The following is a 17697-nucleotide window of genomic DNA, read 5'->3' as shown; positions in this document are numbered from 1 at the left end:
CTTAAAATTTATGTGCTACTGTTGAATAGTAGTTTTCCCTGCCCCATCATTCTGTCCTTGCCTAGAAATAACGAACAATGCAGCCCAAATGAGTACAAAACCAACAATTTGCGGACGAGTAATAACCTCTTGGAACGCGATCCAGTTAATGAGCACCCCAACCATCGGGAAGCTGAGTTCAGCTAGTGTAGCAACGGAAGCTTTCGTTGTGGTCAGACCTTTATAGTAGACTAACAAGCTAAGTAATCCGGGTAGCAACGCCTGACCAAGTAGATTTAGTGAGACGCCAGCGATGGCAGCTGTACCTGACGGCATGTTCCAAGCTGCTCCTTCGCTCCAAGTGAATGCTAGCAGTAGCGGCAAAGCGAGAATAAAACGCAACGATGTCACCGTCTCATATTTCATTTGACCGACCATCATCCGTCCCATCACGGTTGATCCACCCCAAAGAGCAGCAGCCCCCAGCGACAACAAACTACCTACTTGCACGAAATCCTTCCAATGTCCAATTGGTAACGTAAAGCCGAAGGTTAACAAATATGTGCCACCTAATGCCATTAACATCAGGAAAAAGAAATGACGTGGCAATGATTCCTTCAGTAACAATCTTGCAAGAATAATAGCGAATAATGGCTGTAGCTTTTGTAATAAAAGAACGGCATTGAGATTACCATTCGTTAGTCCCATCGTAAATAGTACGGTTGCGATTGCTGATCCGCCCCAAGATATAAAGAGCAGAGCACCTACCTGTTTCCATCCTAAACCAAGCAATTCCTTGCGATTCTTCCATATGATTGGAAACATCACCAAACCGATAATCACATGCTCCAGTAGTACAATCTGTGCTGAGGTGAGTGTCTCCAGGAGCAGGACCCGGAATAAAGGATCCACACCCCATAACGCCGCTCCTAATACGACTAACCAAAAACCACCTCTAGCACGATCTTTTTGCAATAATGCTGGTTTAACATTGACACTTACGTTCTCCATATTCCTATCCCCTTCTTGAATATGGGGTCTACAGCAGAAAGCCCCTGTTATCGACTTGAATCGACATAAACAGGGGCTGATCAAATAAGCTTGCACAGGAAAAAAAACTGTGACATGCTCAATTATTGATCTTCTCCCATCCGGACTTTACCGTCGGCCTTGGAATTACACCAAGTCAGTCGTCATTTGTTCAATGACGAGTCGCGGGCTATAGTTCGTTCATTCGGAACGAACCTCACCGCCGGTCAGGAATTTCACCTTACCCCGAAGATCCATATTCAATTTATATTGTAGTGTGATCTAATCACATCTTGTGAACTGTACTTATTGTACTGCGACAAATATCCGCTCTCTGTTAAAAAAGTCACATCAAGCACATAAAATGCTATGGTTTCATGCAAATACAAATCCACTTACATTAATATAGCACCTTTTCGCTTTTTTGTCCTCTACTTTAAAATGCCGGAAGGGCAATCTCGCTATATTTTTCCTCCAAGAACTGTTTCACTTCAGGACTTGTCATCGCCTTCGCCAGCTTCTGAATGGGTTCAGAATCTTGATTATCAGCACGCGCTACTAACGTAATCACGAACTCAGAATCACCTGTCTCTGTAAGCAAAGCATCTTTCTTCGGTGTTAATCCAAGTGGACTAGCATATGCAGGTGTCATCAGTACCAGATCGGCATCATCCATCATGCGGGCAAGCATAAGCAGGTCAACCTCTTCGAATTTGAATTTCTTGTCATTCTCAACAATATCGCCTTGTGTAGCCTGAATACCAACACCATCTTTGAGTTTAATTATTCCGGCTTTATCTAACATGACAAGCGAACGGCCGATATTTGTAGGATCATTGGCAATTGCGATCGTTGCGCCATCAGGTAATTCTTCAATTGCCTTGTAACGTTTAGAATAAGCACCATATACCGCATTGTAGATCGGTTGAATCGGAACTAGCTCGCTATGTTTATTCTCATTATATTGATTCATGTACGGAACGTGTTGAAAAAAATTAGCGTCTACTTCTTTATTAGCAAGCGCATCGTTAGGCTGTACATTATCGGATAATACAACAATCTCCAGATTAATACCTTCCTCCTTAAGGAGCGGTTTAGCAATATCCAGAATTTCCGTCATTGGTGGGATCAGTGTAGCTATTTTCAAGGTCACTTCAGAATCTACAGCAGCACTATTATTATTCTGCTCCGTTTGGTTGACTTTAGCCTGATTGTTCCCACAGCCAGCTAGAACAACCATCAGCAATACAAGCATAGAAATCATTTTTTTATTCATATTCGTATCTCTCCCTATCTCTATTTATCTCTTATCTAGCTTTCGTGCAATAAAACCTCCAGCGTACTGAATACCCTGTACTAAGATGATCATCAAAATAATCATGGCTGCCATGAGTTCTGTCTCAAAACGTTGATACCCGTAGCGGACGGCAAAATCACCTACTCCACCACCACCAACTATCCCCATCACAGTTGAGTAAGAAATAAAACTGATCGTTGAGGTCGTCAAGCCTAACACCAAACCAGAACGTGCTTCCACAAACAAAAATTTGATGATAATTTCCAGTTTGGATGCTCCCATAGATTGAGCTGATTCAATAACCCCACGCGGAACCTCAAGCAAAGATTGCTCAACTAATCTGGAGTAGACAGCAATAGCTACAATCGCTAAGGGTACAGAGGCTGCTAGAGTCCCTATCGCTGTTCCAATCAAAAGGCGAGTTAATGGAATCATGAATACAACGAGTAACAAGAACGGAAACGACCGAATGATATTCACCAAATTATTCAATACAAAAGATACGTAGCGGTTCTCATACCATTGACCCTTCCTACTCAAATACAGCAGCGTACCAACTGGAAGTCCCAACACGATAGCTGCTGCGATGGAGATCCCCACCATCACAAAGGTCTCCCCGATTGCTTCCACGATTTCCGACTGATATTTGACCACTTGGTCCAGCATGACGGACAAATCGAACATTAGACATCCCCCGCTTTACCTAACAGTTGTTCCCTGAACGATGGTGGGCGAGTAAGTTCAGGTTGTGTGCTACGTTCCTTGAGAGCGAAGGAATCGATTAGTGTTCCATTCTCCATTACGGATACCGCTTGGCAAATGCCCTTCACAACCTCCATTTCATGCGTAACAATGACGATCGTGACGCCTAGAGTCTGGTTGATATGACGTAGTACCTCAAGAATTTCCACCGTAGTCTTGGGATCAAGGGACGAAGTCGGTTCATCACACAGTAACACCCGCGGTTGGTTTGCTAGAGCTCTCGCAATAGCTACCCGTTGCTTCTGCCCCCCACTTAGCTGAGCAGGATACTGCTCTGCCTTATCTAGCAGACCAACAAAGCTCAAACATTCGGCTACACGCTCAGCTCGCCTTTTTTTAGGGACACCCGCAAGTTCAAGGGGAGTTGCCACATTTCCACTAACTGTCCGATTATGTAGCAAATTAAATTGTTGAAAGATCATGCCGATCGATCGCCGCGCCTCACGAAGCTGCGTCTCCGTCATTTGCGTCAAGTCAGAACCATGAACTAACACCCTACCTTCATCCGGTATCTCCAGAACGTTCATCATGCGTAATAGTGTCGATTTACCCGCACCACTTTCACCGATAATCCCGTAAATTGTCCCCTCCTTAATATCGAGAGATACTGATCGAACCGCGTGATGATAGCCTTCTCGCAGAGAGTAACTTTTACTTACCTGTTGCAGCGAAATGATAAAGAACTCCCCCTTACTCTTTGTTACGAAAAACTGTACTAATTATTTATAGCATCTGTTTATTCAGTTAATTCCTTTAGATTATAGACCGTTCACCCCTCTGTGTCACTAATTATTATTATCTATTCAACGCACCACTCATTTTCAAACACAAAAAAGCCAGCTGTCATAGGGTCTCCTGCAACATTCCATTAATTACCTCGTCAAAATAAATAGAACTATAAAATCCAACAAGGGTGGGGTGATTCCAATGACATTCCAACGTAAACTAATGTCAACAACTGTGTCCTCGGTAGCCGTATTGATTCTGTCCTTTGCAGGGCAAAGTTATGCCGCCTTGGAATCTTTTGACGATGTTAGCAATACAACTGCCAAAGACAGTATCATCGCATTGCAGGAGAAAGGGATCATACAAGGGATAAGTCACAGCAAATTTTCACCAGATACGACATTGACAGGCGCACAAAGTGTGCAGCTCATCGTGAATGCTCTTAATCTAAATCTAAGTGCTATCTCGTTTGTAAAAATGCCTGAAGTCACCGATTATTTCACAATAGCTAAGAATGATGCTTGGTATGCCAACGCTTTGATCATTGCATCGGTTCATGGATTCGATTTACCTACTGACTTCGATCCAGATCATAAAATGACCCGTGAGGAGTTCACCCATCAATTCATCTTGGCCATGGAGCATCAGGGGCAGCTACCTAAGTTCAAAATGGCACCGATTCAATTTAAAGATGATACAGAACTGAATAGCTCTTATCAGGGAACCGTCCAACGTGCGCTCGTACTTGGTATTGCCAAATTGGATGCAGCAGATAAATTCCATCCCAAGGCTGAAATTACGCGTGCTGAAGCAGCTGAGCTGACACAGCACGCATTGGAATATCTGGATGCTCATCCGGCTCCAGCAATCGAATAGGAATAGCTAACTAATAAAATTCTTGGGCTTGACAAATGAAAAAACTAAGCCTATTATGACAGGGAATCAAATAAGTCCTCGTTAGGTGAGGCTCCTATACAAACATAGGCCACTGCCCAGAAATATCGAAAGATGCCCATGGGTAGAACAGGAATTGCCGGATTAAGGCTTTTCATAAGGTGGCTAAGAGAATCTTTTTATTTCTCTCTTTACGTTGTATAGTGCCAAAACTCGACTAGGGGGAGCCGAAAGTGTTTTTGTGCGCTTTTTTAACCCTCTAGTTCATTCTAGAGGGTTTTTATTATAGCTAATAAGGGAAAGGGGTGGTTCCACATGGATAGTAGTCCGAGTAATCCGAAATATCGATCGCGTCACTTCAATTCAGATTGTGTTTCAGAGGGAGATTTATGTTCTCAGGTGCTCTCCAGTGTATACCATACCCTGTTCCCGCTCAAAAAATATGCTCCAAGCGGGTCTATTTAAGTATGCGTATATAACATAAGAGTTCATTGTGAGTTTCTATATCCGCTCTCTCTGGTGCACAGGGAGAGCTTTTTTTGTGTTTCATTTCAAATGATAGAAAAGAGGAATCACAATGAACAAAACAAAAAAAAACAAAGAAAAATTAACGCAAGAAATTGTAGAACGTCTCATTCAAGCATCCATTTCTCTAGAAGAGGATGTCATGGAAGATTTGCAGACTCGTCCTCAAGGCCTCACAGAAAATGAAGCAATCAAAAAAATAGAACAATACGGAAAAAACCAAATTGCCCATGAAAAAACGCCCGCTTTGTACATCCAGTTATTATCGTGCTTTAAAAATCCATTTATCCTAATTTTACTGTCATTAGCGGCATTTTCTTATATTGTCGATAATGATATTGGTGCTGTTATTATCATCACAACGATGGTTACGGTTAGTGTCATCATTACTTTTACCCAGGAATTCCGTTCAGTCCGAACTGCGGAAAAACTCAAAGCGATGGTGAAATCAACTGCATCTGTAAGTCGTAAAGCCTCCGCCCGCGTAGAGCAAAAAGAAATCGATATGGAACTGCTAGTTCCGGGAGACATTATTCATCTCTCAGCCGGCGACATGGTCCCAGCCGATGTTAGACTGATCACTTCAAAGGATTTATACGTCGGTGAATCTGCGCTAACCGGGGAAGCGATGCCCGTTGAGAAACTAGATACCTTACCGCGTACGGGATCAAAAATAGAGCGAAAACAGCAGCAAAGAGCCCAAAATGCACTTGAATTGAATAATATGTGTTATATGGGCACCAATATTATTAGTGGTTCAGCGACAGCCGTCGTTATTTCCACTGGCTCTAACACCTATTTCGGATCTATGGCCAGCACTCTCATTGGCAAACCACCGCTCACTAGCTTTGACAAAGGCATCCAAAGTGTCACCTTTCTATTGATCCGCTTCATGTTCATCATGGTTCCAGTCATTTTTCTAGTCAATGGTTTTACCAAAGGAGATTGGTGGGAAGCTCTCTTGTTCGGTTTGTCGGTCGCAGTCGGCCTGACACCAGAAATGCTGCCTGTAGTTGTGGCTGGTAATCTGGCTAAGGGAGCAGCATCGTTGGCCCGCCATAAAGTTGTTGTCAAACAACTCAATGCGATTCAAAATCTCGGGGCCATGGATATTTTATGTACAGATAAAACCGGAACGCTGACGCAAGATAAAATTATTCTGGAGGAACACCTTAACATCCATGGTCATGAGGATAGAAAGGTATTAGAATATGCGTATTTGAACAGCTACCATCAAACCGGACTAAAAAACCTACTCGATGTCGCCGTTCTGGAGCATGCCGAGCTAACCCATACTTTAGGCATTGAGAAAAACTACACTAAATTTGATGAACTCCCCTTTGATTTCAATCGCCGACGGATGTCTGTCATATTAGCAAAAAGGGATAATGGACATACCTTAATCTGTAAAGGTGCTATGGAAGAAGTGCTTAGCATTTGTTCTCATGTAGCTGACAACGGACAGGTAATCCCACTCACAGCTGAAATATCTAAAAAAGTGCTTCAGCTTAGCAATAACATGAATACTCAGGGTCTACGCGTGCTTGCTGTTGCAGTCAAACAAATGGAAGCCAGGGACGAAGCCTATAGCTTGGCTGACGAACAAGACCTTGTTCTTACCGGTTACCTTGCCTTTCTGGATCCGCCAAAGGAAACAGCAAAAATGGCGCTTCAAGCCTTGAAAGAAAACGGAGTGAACGTCAAGGTTATTACCGGGGATAATGAGGCGGTTACACGTAAAGTTTGTGAAGATGTCGGGATCAATGTAAATAACCTGCTATTGGGAAGTTCTATCGATGCATTAACAGATGAACAGTTAGCTAATATCGCTGAAATCACAACCGTTTTTGCTAAAATAAATCCACTGCAAAAGGCAAGGATTGTTTCTGTTCTTAAAAGCAAGGGACATACAATAGGCTTTATGGGTGACGGAATCAATGATTCTGTCGCCTTGAAGGAAGCCGATGTAGGTATTTCCGTTGATACTGCTGTAGATATTGCCAAAGAATCGGCCGATATCATTCTTCTGGAAAAGAGCTTGATGGTTCTAGAACAAGGGGTCATTGAAGGGCGCAATACGTTTGGCAACATCATTAAATATATTAAGATGACGGCAAGCTCTAATTTCGGTAATATGTTCAGCATGCTCGTTGCAAGTGCCTTCATTCCATTTTTACCGATGCTCCCGATTCATCTGCTTGTGCAAAATTTATTCTACGATATTTCACAGCTCTCCATTCCTTGGGATAAGATGGACAAAGAATATTTACGTAAGCCGCAAAAATGGAGTGCCAAATCGGTTGGAAGATTTATGATCTTCATCGGTCCGATCAGCTCGATTTTTGATATTACCACTTATGCATTAATGTGGTATGTCTTCTCTGCTAATTCAGTGGATCATCAAACCTTGTTTCAATCCGGATGGTTTATTGAAGGTTTACTATCACAGACACTTATCGTGCATATGATTCGTACGGAGAAAATTCCATTTATTCAGAGCATCGCAAGTAAGCCTGTTGTACTTTTGACAAGTTTAATTATGACCATTGGTATCTACTTGCCCTTCAGCGGTTTCGGGGCAAATATCGGTCTGCAACCTCTACCGTTGTCCTATTTCCCTTGGCTCGTAGCAACGTTACTAAGCTACTGTATATTGACGCAAGTGGCTAAAAAATGGTACATCCGTAGATTCAATGAGTGGTTATAGGCGTATAAGTAAAAAAAAGGGGGGATACAGTCATTCTAAGAGAATGGATCTGTACCCCCCTGTTCATCCTTCTATATAAATAAATTATGGCCCGACTGGTCGGCTTGGCCTAAATAGTAGCCAACACCACCAATCTTCACTCCGTCGATCAGTTCCTCTTGTGTGATTCCCATGACATCCATAGACATTTGGCAGGCAACCATTTCTACGCCTTGGTCAACTGCAGATTGAATGAGTTCTTCAAGTGAAGCAATGTTACGAGACTGCATCACCTTACGAATCATAATGGAGCCGGCACCTAGCATGTTCATATTAGACAGACCTAATTTGCGACTTCCTCGCGGCATCATAGCCCCAAACATACGACCGATGAAGCTTTTTGGAACATCGACTTTGTTTGGTTTGCGCAGGATATTAAGACCCCAGAACGTGAAGAACATCGTGACTTTCTTACCGCTAGCAGCAGCGCCATTGGCAATAATGAATGAAGCAATTGCTTTATCAAGCTCCCCACTAAACACAACCATCGTGCTACCTTCCTTAGTTGGAGTGCCTTGAGAGGATGATGTTGCTGCATTCTCTGCTGGAACAGGGGCAGCTTTTTTCCGCAAATGCGCCTCGATCATGCCGTCTGGCTTTCTCTCAATATGCAGTACTTCAGATCCAGACATTCTCGCCCACGCCTTAATATCCTCGTAAAATCCAGGGTCGGAGGCTGTGACCTTTAGAACGTTCCCATCCTGCATTTGGTCCATTTGCTTCTTGACCCCAATTAATGGTCCCGGACAACTGAGCCCACAAGCGTCAAGTGTAACATGTGCCTCATAAGTCTCAATGTCTATGGCTGTAGCGACTTCTTGTTCTGCGGTTTCATTAGATGTGGTGCTTTGCCCTCCATTAGGAGTTTCCATATCTGTATCCTTCGTAAGACCAGCAGGTTGGTATTGGCTCATCAAATAAGTGCTGAATCCACCGGTCAAATTTTTGACCTTAAAGCCATGTTGGCTTAGGATCCGAGAAGCAGTATACCCACGCAATCCGACTTGGCAATATACCCAAATTTCCTTATCTTTATCAAGCTCCTGGAGTCGCCCACGTAATTCATCTACAGGAATTAACAGCGAATCCGGTATATGTCCGTTTGCATGCTCAATCTCCGAACGCACATCAACTAACAACGTACTTTCCGTATTGCGAGACTCCAAATCTTTTGGCAAAAAGACGGAAGTCCTACCACTTATCACGTTCTCTGCTGTATAACCAGCCATGTTGACCGGGTCCTTTGCGGAGGAGTATGGTGGCGCGTATGCCAATTCCAGTTCCGTAAGATCACTCACGTTACCTTTAAAATGTATAACTGTTGCGATATCATCAATACGCTTGTCCACACCTTCATATCCGACAGCTTGTGCACCAAGGATTGTCCCCTGCTCATCAAACAATAACTTGATGGACATCGGCGTGGCACCTGGATAATAGGAGGCATGTGAATTGGGATGAACATAAGTCACATGATATGGAACGCCTAAACGGGATAACGTCTTCTCGTTATTACCTGTTGCAGCCCCGGTCATTCCAAATACTTTGATAATAGATGTTCCTTGAGTTCCTCTGTAAGTTGTAGGCAACCCTGCGACGTTATCAGCAGCAATTCGCCCCTGTTTATTGGCTGGGCCCGCTAGTGGAACTGCGGTTTTGAACCCACTCACGAAATCCATGACTTCAATTGCATCACCAACAGCGTACACTTGATCAAGGTTGGTCTCCATCCGCTCGTTGACGACAATATGCCCTCTTGGTCCCAGTTCCAGCCCACTTCCTGATAAGAATGAAGTATCTGGTGCAACTCCGATCGCCAACACAACGATATCTGCTACGAGTGCTGTGCCACTGGCTAAGCTAACTACGGTTTGTGTGCCCTGTTCAGCAAAAGAGGCAACAGCATCATTTACAATAATATTTACACCATGCTGTTCCAATTCCTTGGACAACTTACCGGACATTTCATAGTCAAATGGAGCTAGTAATTGAGGGCCTCCTTCAACCAGCGTCACAGCCATCCCTAACTCCTGTAAATTCTCGGCCATTTCTACGCCGATAAAGCCCCCACCGATAACGACAGCTGTGCGGCAAGCTTGTTCCGTTACCAGCTTTTTGATCCGGTCTGTATCGGGAATGTTACGAAGCGAATGAATTCGAGGTCCCGTAATACCTGGTAAAGGTGGTTTAATCGGACGAGCACCCGGTGACAGAATCACTGCATCATAAGATTCATCATATTCACCACGTTCTTTACTTCGAACTCTGACGGTCTTGGACGCTGGGTCAAGTGAAATGACTTCACTTTCAATCCGCACATCAATATTGAAACGTTTGTACATTGCTTCTGGTGTCTGAACGAGTAGCTTCGAGCGATCCTTGATCGTATCTCCGATATAATAAGGCAGACCGCAGTTAGCAAAAGAAATATAATTATCCCGTTCAAACATGACAATATGTGCATCCTCATCCAAACGGCGTAATCTAGCGGCTGCTGAAGCTCCTCCAGCAACTCCTCCAACAATTAATACTTTTTTACTCACTTATAGTTCCTCCCCAAAAATAGCTCTAGTTAGTTTAATGACAACATCATTTTTGATCCTATAGTTAATCTCCAACCCATTGCGCTCGGTCTCAACGATTCCTGCATTCCGCAGCTTTTGCAGATGCTGAGACACGGTAGACTGCGGAATGTCGAGACATTCCTGCATATGCGATACATTGCAGCGACCTTTCTCCAGCAGGCCTTTAACAATGCATAAGCGGACAGGATGAGCCAAAGCTTTGAGTAGTTCGGAAGCTTCTTCATAAGCCTTGAAATTATTATCCAAGTGGTGCCAACTCCTCATCAAAATATTTATATATCACTATATTACGATATAACGATATATAAAGCAAACCCGCATATGAATTTTCATCCTGATAGTTCCTGAACATGCTAAATACCAGCTTCATTGACTTCTCCTTTTTAAGTCATTTATTATGAAGGAATTAGAAAGGGAGTATGCTCATGACTAGAAATTCATTAGAAAATCAATTGATACAATTTCGACGCGACCTACATACGTATCCTGAATTATCTAATCAAGAGTTTGAAACAACGGCCAAAATTCGGAGAGCACTTGAAGAACATGGAATTACCATTTGTGATCTACCTTTAACCACAGGGCTGGTTGCTGAAATTAAAGGAGAACTCCCAGGTTCAGTCATAGCTTTACGTGGAGATATTGATGCATTACCGATTCTGGAACAGTCTGATGTGTCCTTTCCATCTCTTCGTGAAGGTGTTATGCATGCTTGTGGTCATGATTTTCATACCTCAGTAATGCTAGGTGTCGCCATCTTGCTCAATGAACAGAAGACCACCTTACCTGGAACGGTGCGTATTCTTTTCCAACCTGCTGAAGAAACCGGACACGGGGCAAAAAACATTTTGAACACGGGCATTCTCGATGACGTCACCGCTATATTTGGACTACATAATGATCCTACGCTCAAGGTGGGCGAATTCGGAACAAAGACAGGGGCTTTAACTGCTGGGGTGGATCGTTTCGAAATCCATGTTAAAGGCGTTGGCGCACATGCTGCCAAACCTCATGAAGGAAATGATCCAATTCTAATTACTGGGGCGATTATTGGAGCACTCCAAAGTATCATCAGCCGAAATGTATCGTCTGCTGATAATGCCGTGGTCAGCATCACCCAAGTTCATAGCGGCTCAACTTGGAACGTCATCCCGGAAGCTGCCTATTTGGAAGGAACCGTACGTACTTTTAGCAGCGAAACTCGTGCCTATATTCAGAAGCGAATGACGCAAATTCTGCATGGCATCGGCGAGTCGTTTGATGCAGAAGTCACGCTAACTTGGCATCCAGGTCCCCCTTCCGTTATGAACACGGCCGAATGGGCTGACTTGTCACTTCAGATTGCTGCAGGGCATGGCTATGATGCGAAGACCATCCCTGTCACTTCCGTTGGTGAAGATTTCGCCTTCTATCAAGAGAAGTTTCCCGGAGCTTTCGTAATGATTGGCTCCGGTGGACCATACGATCTACACCACCCTAAATTCAAAGTTGATGATACTGCACTCTATCCTGCTTGCACTTATTTTGTAAAATTGGCATTTGCTGCGTTGGAACGATTAAGAGAACAGTAGTAGAAATTGTTCAGCCGCCTTATTGATTGATATGGCTAACAAAATACATGGAATTTCTCCAGTTAATTTGAGCTGTATCCAACGTATGTGTAACTTAACTGGAATTTCTCCAGCTAATCTTTAGTTTTGAAGCAATTTACTCGCTTTCGGCTAATTTAACAGGACTTATTCCAGTTAATTACCACAATGTGATGGACACCCGCAACAACTAACTGGAGATTTTCCATCTAAATGAGATCGACACAAGTGTGCTGAGTATAGTGCTGGGGTTGGACTTGCATCATTAACTGTCAACGCTAAAAAACCCTCATCGAGTTGTTACACTCCTGAGGGTTCCTCGGCTATTCTTTTTCTCTACACCCACTCGTATTTGTAACCACGAGAAAATCCGCCCTACCCGACTCTATCCAAAATCCAACTCATAACCTCGTGTTTCGGAATCGGTCTACTGATGTAGTATCCCTGAATTTTGTCACACTTCGTTCGTTCGAGGAAGGCTAGTTGCTCTATCGTCTCAACTCCCTCAGCGGTAACATGCAGTCCCATATCATGACCAATGGTTACAATCGCGCTAGCAAGTGAGCTATTGTCAGATGCATCGCCGATACTATCGATAAACGACTTATCAATTTTCAGCGTAGTAATCGGTAGTTGCTTCAAATAACTCAAGGAAGAATAGCCCGTTCCAAAGTCATCAAGCGCAATTCCAATTCCCTTCTGCTTCAAGAACTCCAACTTTCTACTTATGTCTTCTAATGACTCCATAAAGATAGACTCTGTAATTTCCATCTCTAAATATTGTGGAGGAAGACCTGTTTCATGCAGAATCTTAAGCACCATATTCGTGAAATCTTCCATCATTAATTGAACGACCGAAATATTCACCGAAATATGATACCCTTCGTAACCCTGCTCGTGAAGCCCTTTAATAAACTGACATGCCTCTCGTAATACCCATTCACCAATAGGAACGATCAGACGAGAATCCTCCGCAATTTTAATAAAAGATAACGGAGACACAAATCCGAGCACAGGACTATGCCAACGTATTAAAGCTTCAAAGCCCCAAATCTCTCCCGTATCGAGATCCACCAACGGTTGGTAATGGAGAGAAAGCTCCTCATTAGTGATTACATTGCGCAGCTGGTTCTCAATAATCATCCGTTCATCGAAATGCTGCTGCAGTGCTTCACCGAATATGACATAAGTTCCCTTACCGGCCTCCTTTGCTTTATACATGGCGATATCTGCATTCTTCATCAGTTCTTCCACGTTTAATCCATTCTTCGGATACCTTGCTATCCCTATGCTTGCAGAAATATGTACCAGACTCTCATTTAGTTCAAAAGGTTCCATAAAGCAATGAACGATCGATTCAGCATACTCTATAACCTCGTCGCAATGTTTAATATCCTTTAGTAAAATAACAAATTCATCACCACCGAGTCGGAAATGAAGACTTCTATCATCGAGCTGCTCTTGTAGCCGTTCTCCTACTTTAACTAGCAATTGATCACCAAAGGGATGTCCTTTTGTATCATTAATATATTTGAAATTATCTATATCTAGGAAGAATAACGCCGCTTGATCACCCGATCGCTGCTCAATAAACGTTCTTAGTACTTCTGACAATGACAGTCGGTTAGGTAAACCACTTAATACATCGTTGTAGGCCAGATGACGGTATTTCTCCTCACTAGCTCGTAAAAGCGATTGATTGTCCAGTAGTTTATTATATTGTTCCTGTAATTCGTCCTGCAAAGCTGTAAGTTCCTCGTAGGTGATCTCCAGTTCTTCGTAGCTCACTTGTAGTTTTTTTCTCATTCTTTTATACTGCTGCATGTAAAATACAAGAACAGCAATGAGGGTAATCAGTACAACAAAAGCCCCGATAATACTAAGAACAAATCCTTTATATGTTTCATAGAAAGAGAATGGCTTATTAATTACTTCACTACCCTCGGGCAGTTTTTTTATCGGAATTTGAAATCTGTTCAGCTCATTATAATCAAACACTTTCCGGCTCGTATTACTCGAAGCTATCGGGATATCGTCAGGATCTGTTCCTTGCAAAACCTGTAGTACCATATCCCCCGCAAGCTGTCCTTGAATCTCACCGGAAATAAGACTCCCGCCGATTACACCATGATTCAATGCATAATCATAAATACCGTATACAGGTACGCTACTATTTAAACTAAGTTCACTTGCAAAACGATCAAACTCATTGATAGTTCCCGTGGAATCACTATAATATGTAGTCAATAAAATCATGCTGTCCGAAGAAAGCGTCGATACGGTGGCCATCATTTCTTCATTAGATAGATTATTCATTGGAATAACCTTCAATCCAAGATTCAAGGCTTGGATCTTATCTGTAACAAGTTCACCCGTAGATATTCCACTCTCTGAATTATCAAACACCAGATAAACATTCTTAATTAAAGGATTAATCTTTAAACTCATATGTATCGTTTCTGAGGGGTCTACCTGTTCGAGCACACCTGTAATATTATTCTCGTTGATCATATCATATGCGCCTATCCAATTAACTCCACAAAAAATGATGGGTGCATCATTGAGAATCTCCTTACGATATTTTATCGCAAAACTAAGCGCGTTATCGTCTGTAACTACAATGGCATCGATATATACATTTGCATACTTGACCTTGATCATGTCGTAAAAATTGTTGAGGTTCGCATCTGTAGGATATCGTTTCCAGTCCATATATTCATTGAAAATAACCGGAGCGTTCGGTACATCTCTTAACTGCGCCTCAATACTATCATTCTCGTTATCCGTCCAAGTAAATCCCTTATGATACGAATTAATAATTAGTACATTCTTAGGTGCAGTTTTCTCCGCATTGGCTTTTGCTGGATGAACAAGTGTCAGACTGAATACAACTACAATCAGTAATATAGCAATCCAACCTTTTGACAACCTGAGACGAACCCTCTCGTAGATCATATGTACACTCTCCCATTCATCTATGCTCACAGCCATATTCTCAATTTTAAAAATGGGGAAATTCGACAATTTATTTAATTCGTTGCGTATATTCCTAAATCCTCTTTTTTTGCAGTAGTTGTATTTTATTTTTTTATAATCCGATAATTTGCACCTTTACAATCGATAAATGAAATAGGCGCATCTGAAGAAATCCTTCAGGTGCACCTTAATGTTTCCAGCTTATTGTGGGGCAGCTCTCCCTAATATTACCTCAGCAGGAACCTTGATAGAGGTCTGCGGAGACAAGGTCAGCTTATGCCCCTTATGCCTGATTTCTAATTCAGAACCCTCGAGCAGCGTATATTCCACGCCTTCACGGGTGACGAAGATGTCGAGGAGTTGCCCTTTGTTCACTATTTTGAATCGATAGCTTTGCCATTGTGACGGAAGTGTAGGGCTGAAACACAGCATACCATCGTACAGACGCATCCCACCGAAACCATTTACGATAGACATCCATGAACCTGACATGGCAGCAGTGTGTAGTCCATCCTTAGCATTACGATTAATATCATCAAGATCCATGCGAACCGTACGATCGAAATAGGAGTACGCTCCTTCCAAGTCCCCGATTTCCGCAGACACGATACTATGAATGCACGGAGATAACGATGAATCATGGGTAGTGAGCGGTTCGTAATAGTTATAGTTCCGGATTTTATCTTCTAATGGAAATTGTTCTCCTAGTAAAAATAATGCCATGACCAGATCCGCCTGTTTGAGCACCTGATGACGGTAAATGACCAGCGGGTGAAAGTTCAATAACAGTGGATATTGATCTGCCGGAGTATTATCGAAATCCCATTTCTGTTTGCTTAGAAACGTATCATCCTGTGCATAAATACCGAGCTCATCATCGAAGGGAACAAACATATGGTCCGCGGCATGAAGCCAACCCTTGATTTCTTCTTCTGTTAAGCCTATCTCTAGTGCTAGCCGTTGATAGTGCTCGGGATATTGCTCTCGAAGAAACCCTGCGGTCTCATAAGAATAACGTAGCTGATCCTGTACCATCAAGTTCGTATAGGCATTGTTATTGACGATTGCTGTGTATTCATCTGGACCCGTTACGGCGTCAATGCAGAAGGCTCCCCCGCGGGTCGGATTGAAATGACCCAGATCTGCCCAGAAGCGAGAAGTCTCAAACAAAATTTCCGCGCCCTTCGTCACGAGGAACTCATCATCCCCCGTCGCTTGTACATATTGTTTAATTCCGTAGGCAATATCAGCGTTGATATGGGCCTGTGCTGTACCAGCTGGAAAGAAAGCTGAATTCTCTTCTCCATCTATGGTGCGCCATGGATAGAGCGCCCCCTTCTGTGACATCACTGCCGCCCTCTCGCGGGCCTTATCAAGTGTGTTATAGCGGAACTCTAACAGCGCCCTACCAATCTCTGGCTGGGTATACGTAAAGAAAGGCAGAATATACATTTCTGTATCCCAAAAGTAATGGCCTTCATACCCTTCTCCAGTCAAGCCCTTTGCTCCAATATTCGTAACTCCATCGCGTCCTACCGATTGAAGCAACTGAAACGCATTGAAGCGAATCCCCTGCTGTAGCGCTGGATCACCACCGATTTCCACATCAGCATGGCGCCAGAATTTCTCCAGGAAGACCTGCTGTTCACGTGCCAGTTCCTCAAAGCCTTTCCCCTCCGCCATCTGCAGTACATCGCTTGCTCTATTCATCAGTTCACTCTCGTCATAATCCTTGGAAGTATGATAAGAAATATATTTCGTAAGAGCAACCTTTTCTCCTTGTAATACCGGGAGAGCAAATTGTACTGATATGCGCTCTCCGTCCAACTTCTTCGTTACTCGGCTTTCAGATAGCGAATGCAATGTATGACTCATTGCCGTTGCAAGCACAAAATTGGTATACCGAGTTCGCTGTTTCATCCAAGCCAATGATTCACTATGCTGGACATCCTCAATTAGGAGGTTAGGTTCCGTGTTTCCTCCACCTAACCGAGGATCATCCGTAGCCTCTGATCTGATAACTTCACCATCCATTACAGAGGTAATTACCACTGTCCCCTCAAAATTTAGTGCCGTTACCTCATAATGTATCGCCGCCAGATGCTTGTGTTGCAAGGCCACCATACGCTGAATTCGGATCAATACAAGGTGGCCTGCAGGCGACTCCCATTCCACCATTCGATGTAGGATCCCGCCCTTCATATCTAGTTCCCGCTTATAACGGTGAACCTTCCCTGTATTCATATGAAAGGTATGACCATTAATAATAAGCTCCATTATTTGAGCATTGGTAACGTTGAGCATAGCCTGATTTCTCAAAGGATACCCGTATGCACCTTCGGGATAGACAATGGGCTCAGAGTCGTAAAATCCATTAAGATAATTCCCCGTAACCGACGTTCCGCTTGTACCGTGATAACCTTCCTCAAAGTTACCCCGCATCCCGATGTACCCGTTCCCTAGTGCGAATACGCTCTCGCTTCGCTGATTGTTCTCATCCTGATAGGAATCTTCAAGAAGACTCCAATCATGATAAGGGTACAACGCTTCTGGATGTTCGTATGGTCTCATCTTCATCTCATTTATAAC

Annotated in this window: 11 protein-coding genes and 2 riboswitches; of the genes, 3 read left to right on the top strand and 8 right to left on the bottom strand. The window is 43.1% G+C overall.

Annotated features, from left to right (window positions below):
• Positions 1–15: 15 nt before the first annotated feature.
• From IEW05_RS02315 to IEW05_RS02300, 4 genes are all read right to left on the bottom strand, one after another.
• Complete coding sequence (locus tag IEW05_RS02315; protein ID WP_188535438.1) at positions 16–990, bottom strand: DMT family transporter; 975 nt, start codon at positions 988–990, stop codon at positions 16–18.
• A gap of 124 nt (positions 991–1114) precedes the next feature.
• Positions 1115–1266, bottom strand: a riboswitch (FMN riboswitch).
• Positions 1267–1444: 178 nt separating this feature from the next.
• Positions 1445–2284 (bottom strand): MetQ/NlpA family ABC transporter substrate-binding protein, encoded by an 840-nt coding sequence (locus tag IEW05_RS02310; protein ID WP_188535436.1) that lies wholly within the window; start codon positions 2282–2284, stop codon positions 1445–1447.
• Between the two features lie 24 nt (positions 2285–2308).
• Positions 2309–2989 (bottom strand): methionine ABC transporter permease, encoded by a 681-nt coding sequence (locus tag IEW05_RS02305; RefSeq protein ID WP_188535434.1) that lies wholly within the window; start codon positions 2987–2989, stop codon positions 2309–2311.
• On the bottom strand, positions 2989–3744 hold the full coding sequence (locus IEW05_RS02300; protein WP_188540685.1) for a methionine ABC transporter ATP-binding protein: 756 nt from the start codon (positions 3742–3744) through the stop codon (positions 2989–2991). The genes IEW05_RS02305 and IEW05_RS02300 overlap by 1 nt, the downstream gene beginning before the upstream one ends.
• Positions 3745–4015: 271 nt before the next feature.
• Here IEW05_RS02300 and IEW05_RS02295 point away from each other — a divergent pair, with 271 nt between their 5' ends.
• Positions 4016–4669 (top strand): S-layer homology domain-containing protein, encoded by a 654-nt coding sequence (locus IEW05_RS02295; protein ID WP_229753229.1) that lies wholly within the window; start codon positions 4016–4018, stop codon positions 4667–4669.
• Between the two features lie 70 nt (positions 4670–4739).
• Positions 4740–4919, top strand: a riboswitch (M-box (ykoK) riboswitch).
• Between the two features lie 345 nt (positions 4920–5264).
• The gene (gene mgtA, locus IEW05_RS02290; protein WP_188535430.1) at positions 5265–7919 is read left to right on the top strand and encodes a magnesium-translocating P-type ATPase; all 2655 of its coding nucleotides are present in this window, start codon (positions 5265–5267) and stop codon (positions 7917–7919) included.
• A 71-nt stretch (positions 7920–7990) separates the two neighbouring features.
• Here the strand turns inward: mgtA and IEW05_RS02285 are convergent, their stop codons facing one another.
• Both IEW05_RS02285 and IEW05_RS02280 read right to left on the bottom strand, forming a co-directional pair.
• Positions 7991–10501, bottom strand: coding sequence for an FAD-dependent oxidoreductase (locus IEW05_RS02285; protein ID WP_188535428.1), 2511 nt, complete (start codon positions 10499–10501; stop codon positions 7991–7993).
• Positions 10502–10789 (bottom strand): ArsR/SmtB family transcription factor, encoded by a 288-nt coding sequence (locus IEW05_RS02280; protein ID WP_188535426.1) that lies wholly within the window; start codon positions 10787–10789, stop codon positions 10502–10504.
• Positions 10790–10968: 179 nt separating this feature from the next.
• On the opposite strand from IEW05_RS02280, the gene IEW05_RS02275 reads away from it, so the two are divergent.
• Entirely contained in the window at positions 10969–12114 is a 1146-nt protein-coding gene (locus IEW05_RS02275; RefSeq protein WP_229753228.1) for an amidohydrolase, read from the top strand.
• 393 nt (positions 12115–12507) lie between these two features.
• Here the strand turns inward: IEW05_RS02275 and IEW05_RS02270 are convergent, their stop codons facing one another.
• A complete protein-coding gene (locus tag IEW05_RS02270) occupies positions 12508–15087 on the bottom strand; it encodes an ABC transporter substrate binding protein (protein ID WP_188535422.1) in 2580 nt (859 codons plus the stop codon).
• A gap of 222 nt (positions 15088–15309) precedes the next feature.
• Positions 15310–17685, bottom strand: a complete 2376-nt coding sequence (locus IEW05_RS02265) for a glycoside hydrolase family 65 protein (RefSeq protein WP_229753227.1) — start codon at positions 17683–17685, stop codon at positions 15310–15312.
• Between the last annotated feature and the right edge of the window lie 12 nt (positions 17686–17697).

Source organism: Paenibacillus segetis, assembly GCF_014639155.1.
In the GTDB taxonomy this organism is placed as follows: Bacteria; Bacillota; Bacilli; order Paenibacillales; family Paenibacillaceae; genus Fontibacillus; species Fontibacillus segetis.
This window is presented reverse-complemented; position numbering and strand designations above follow the sequence as displayed.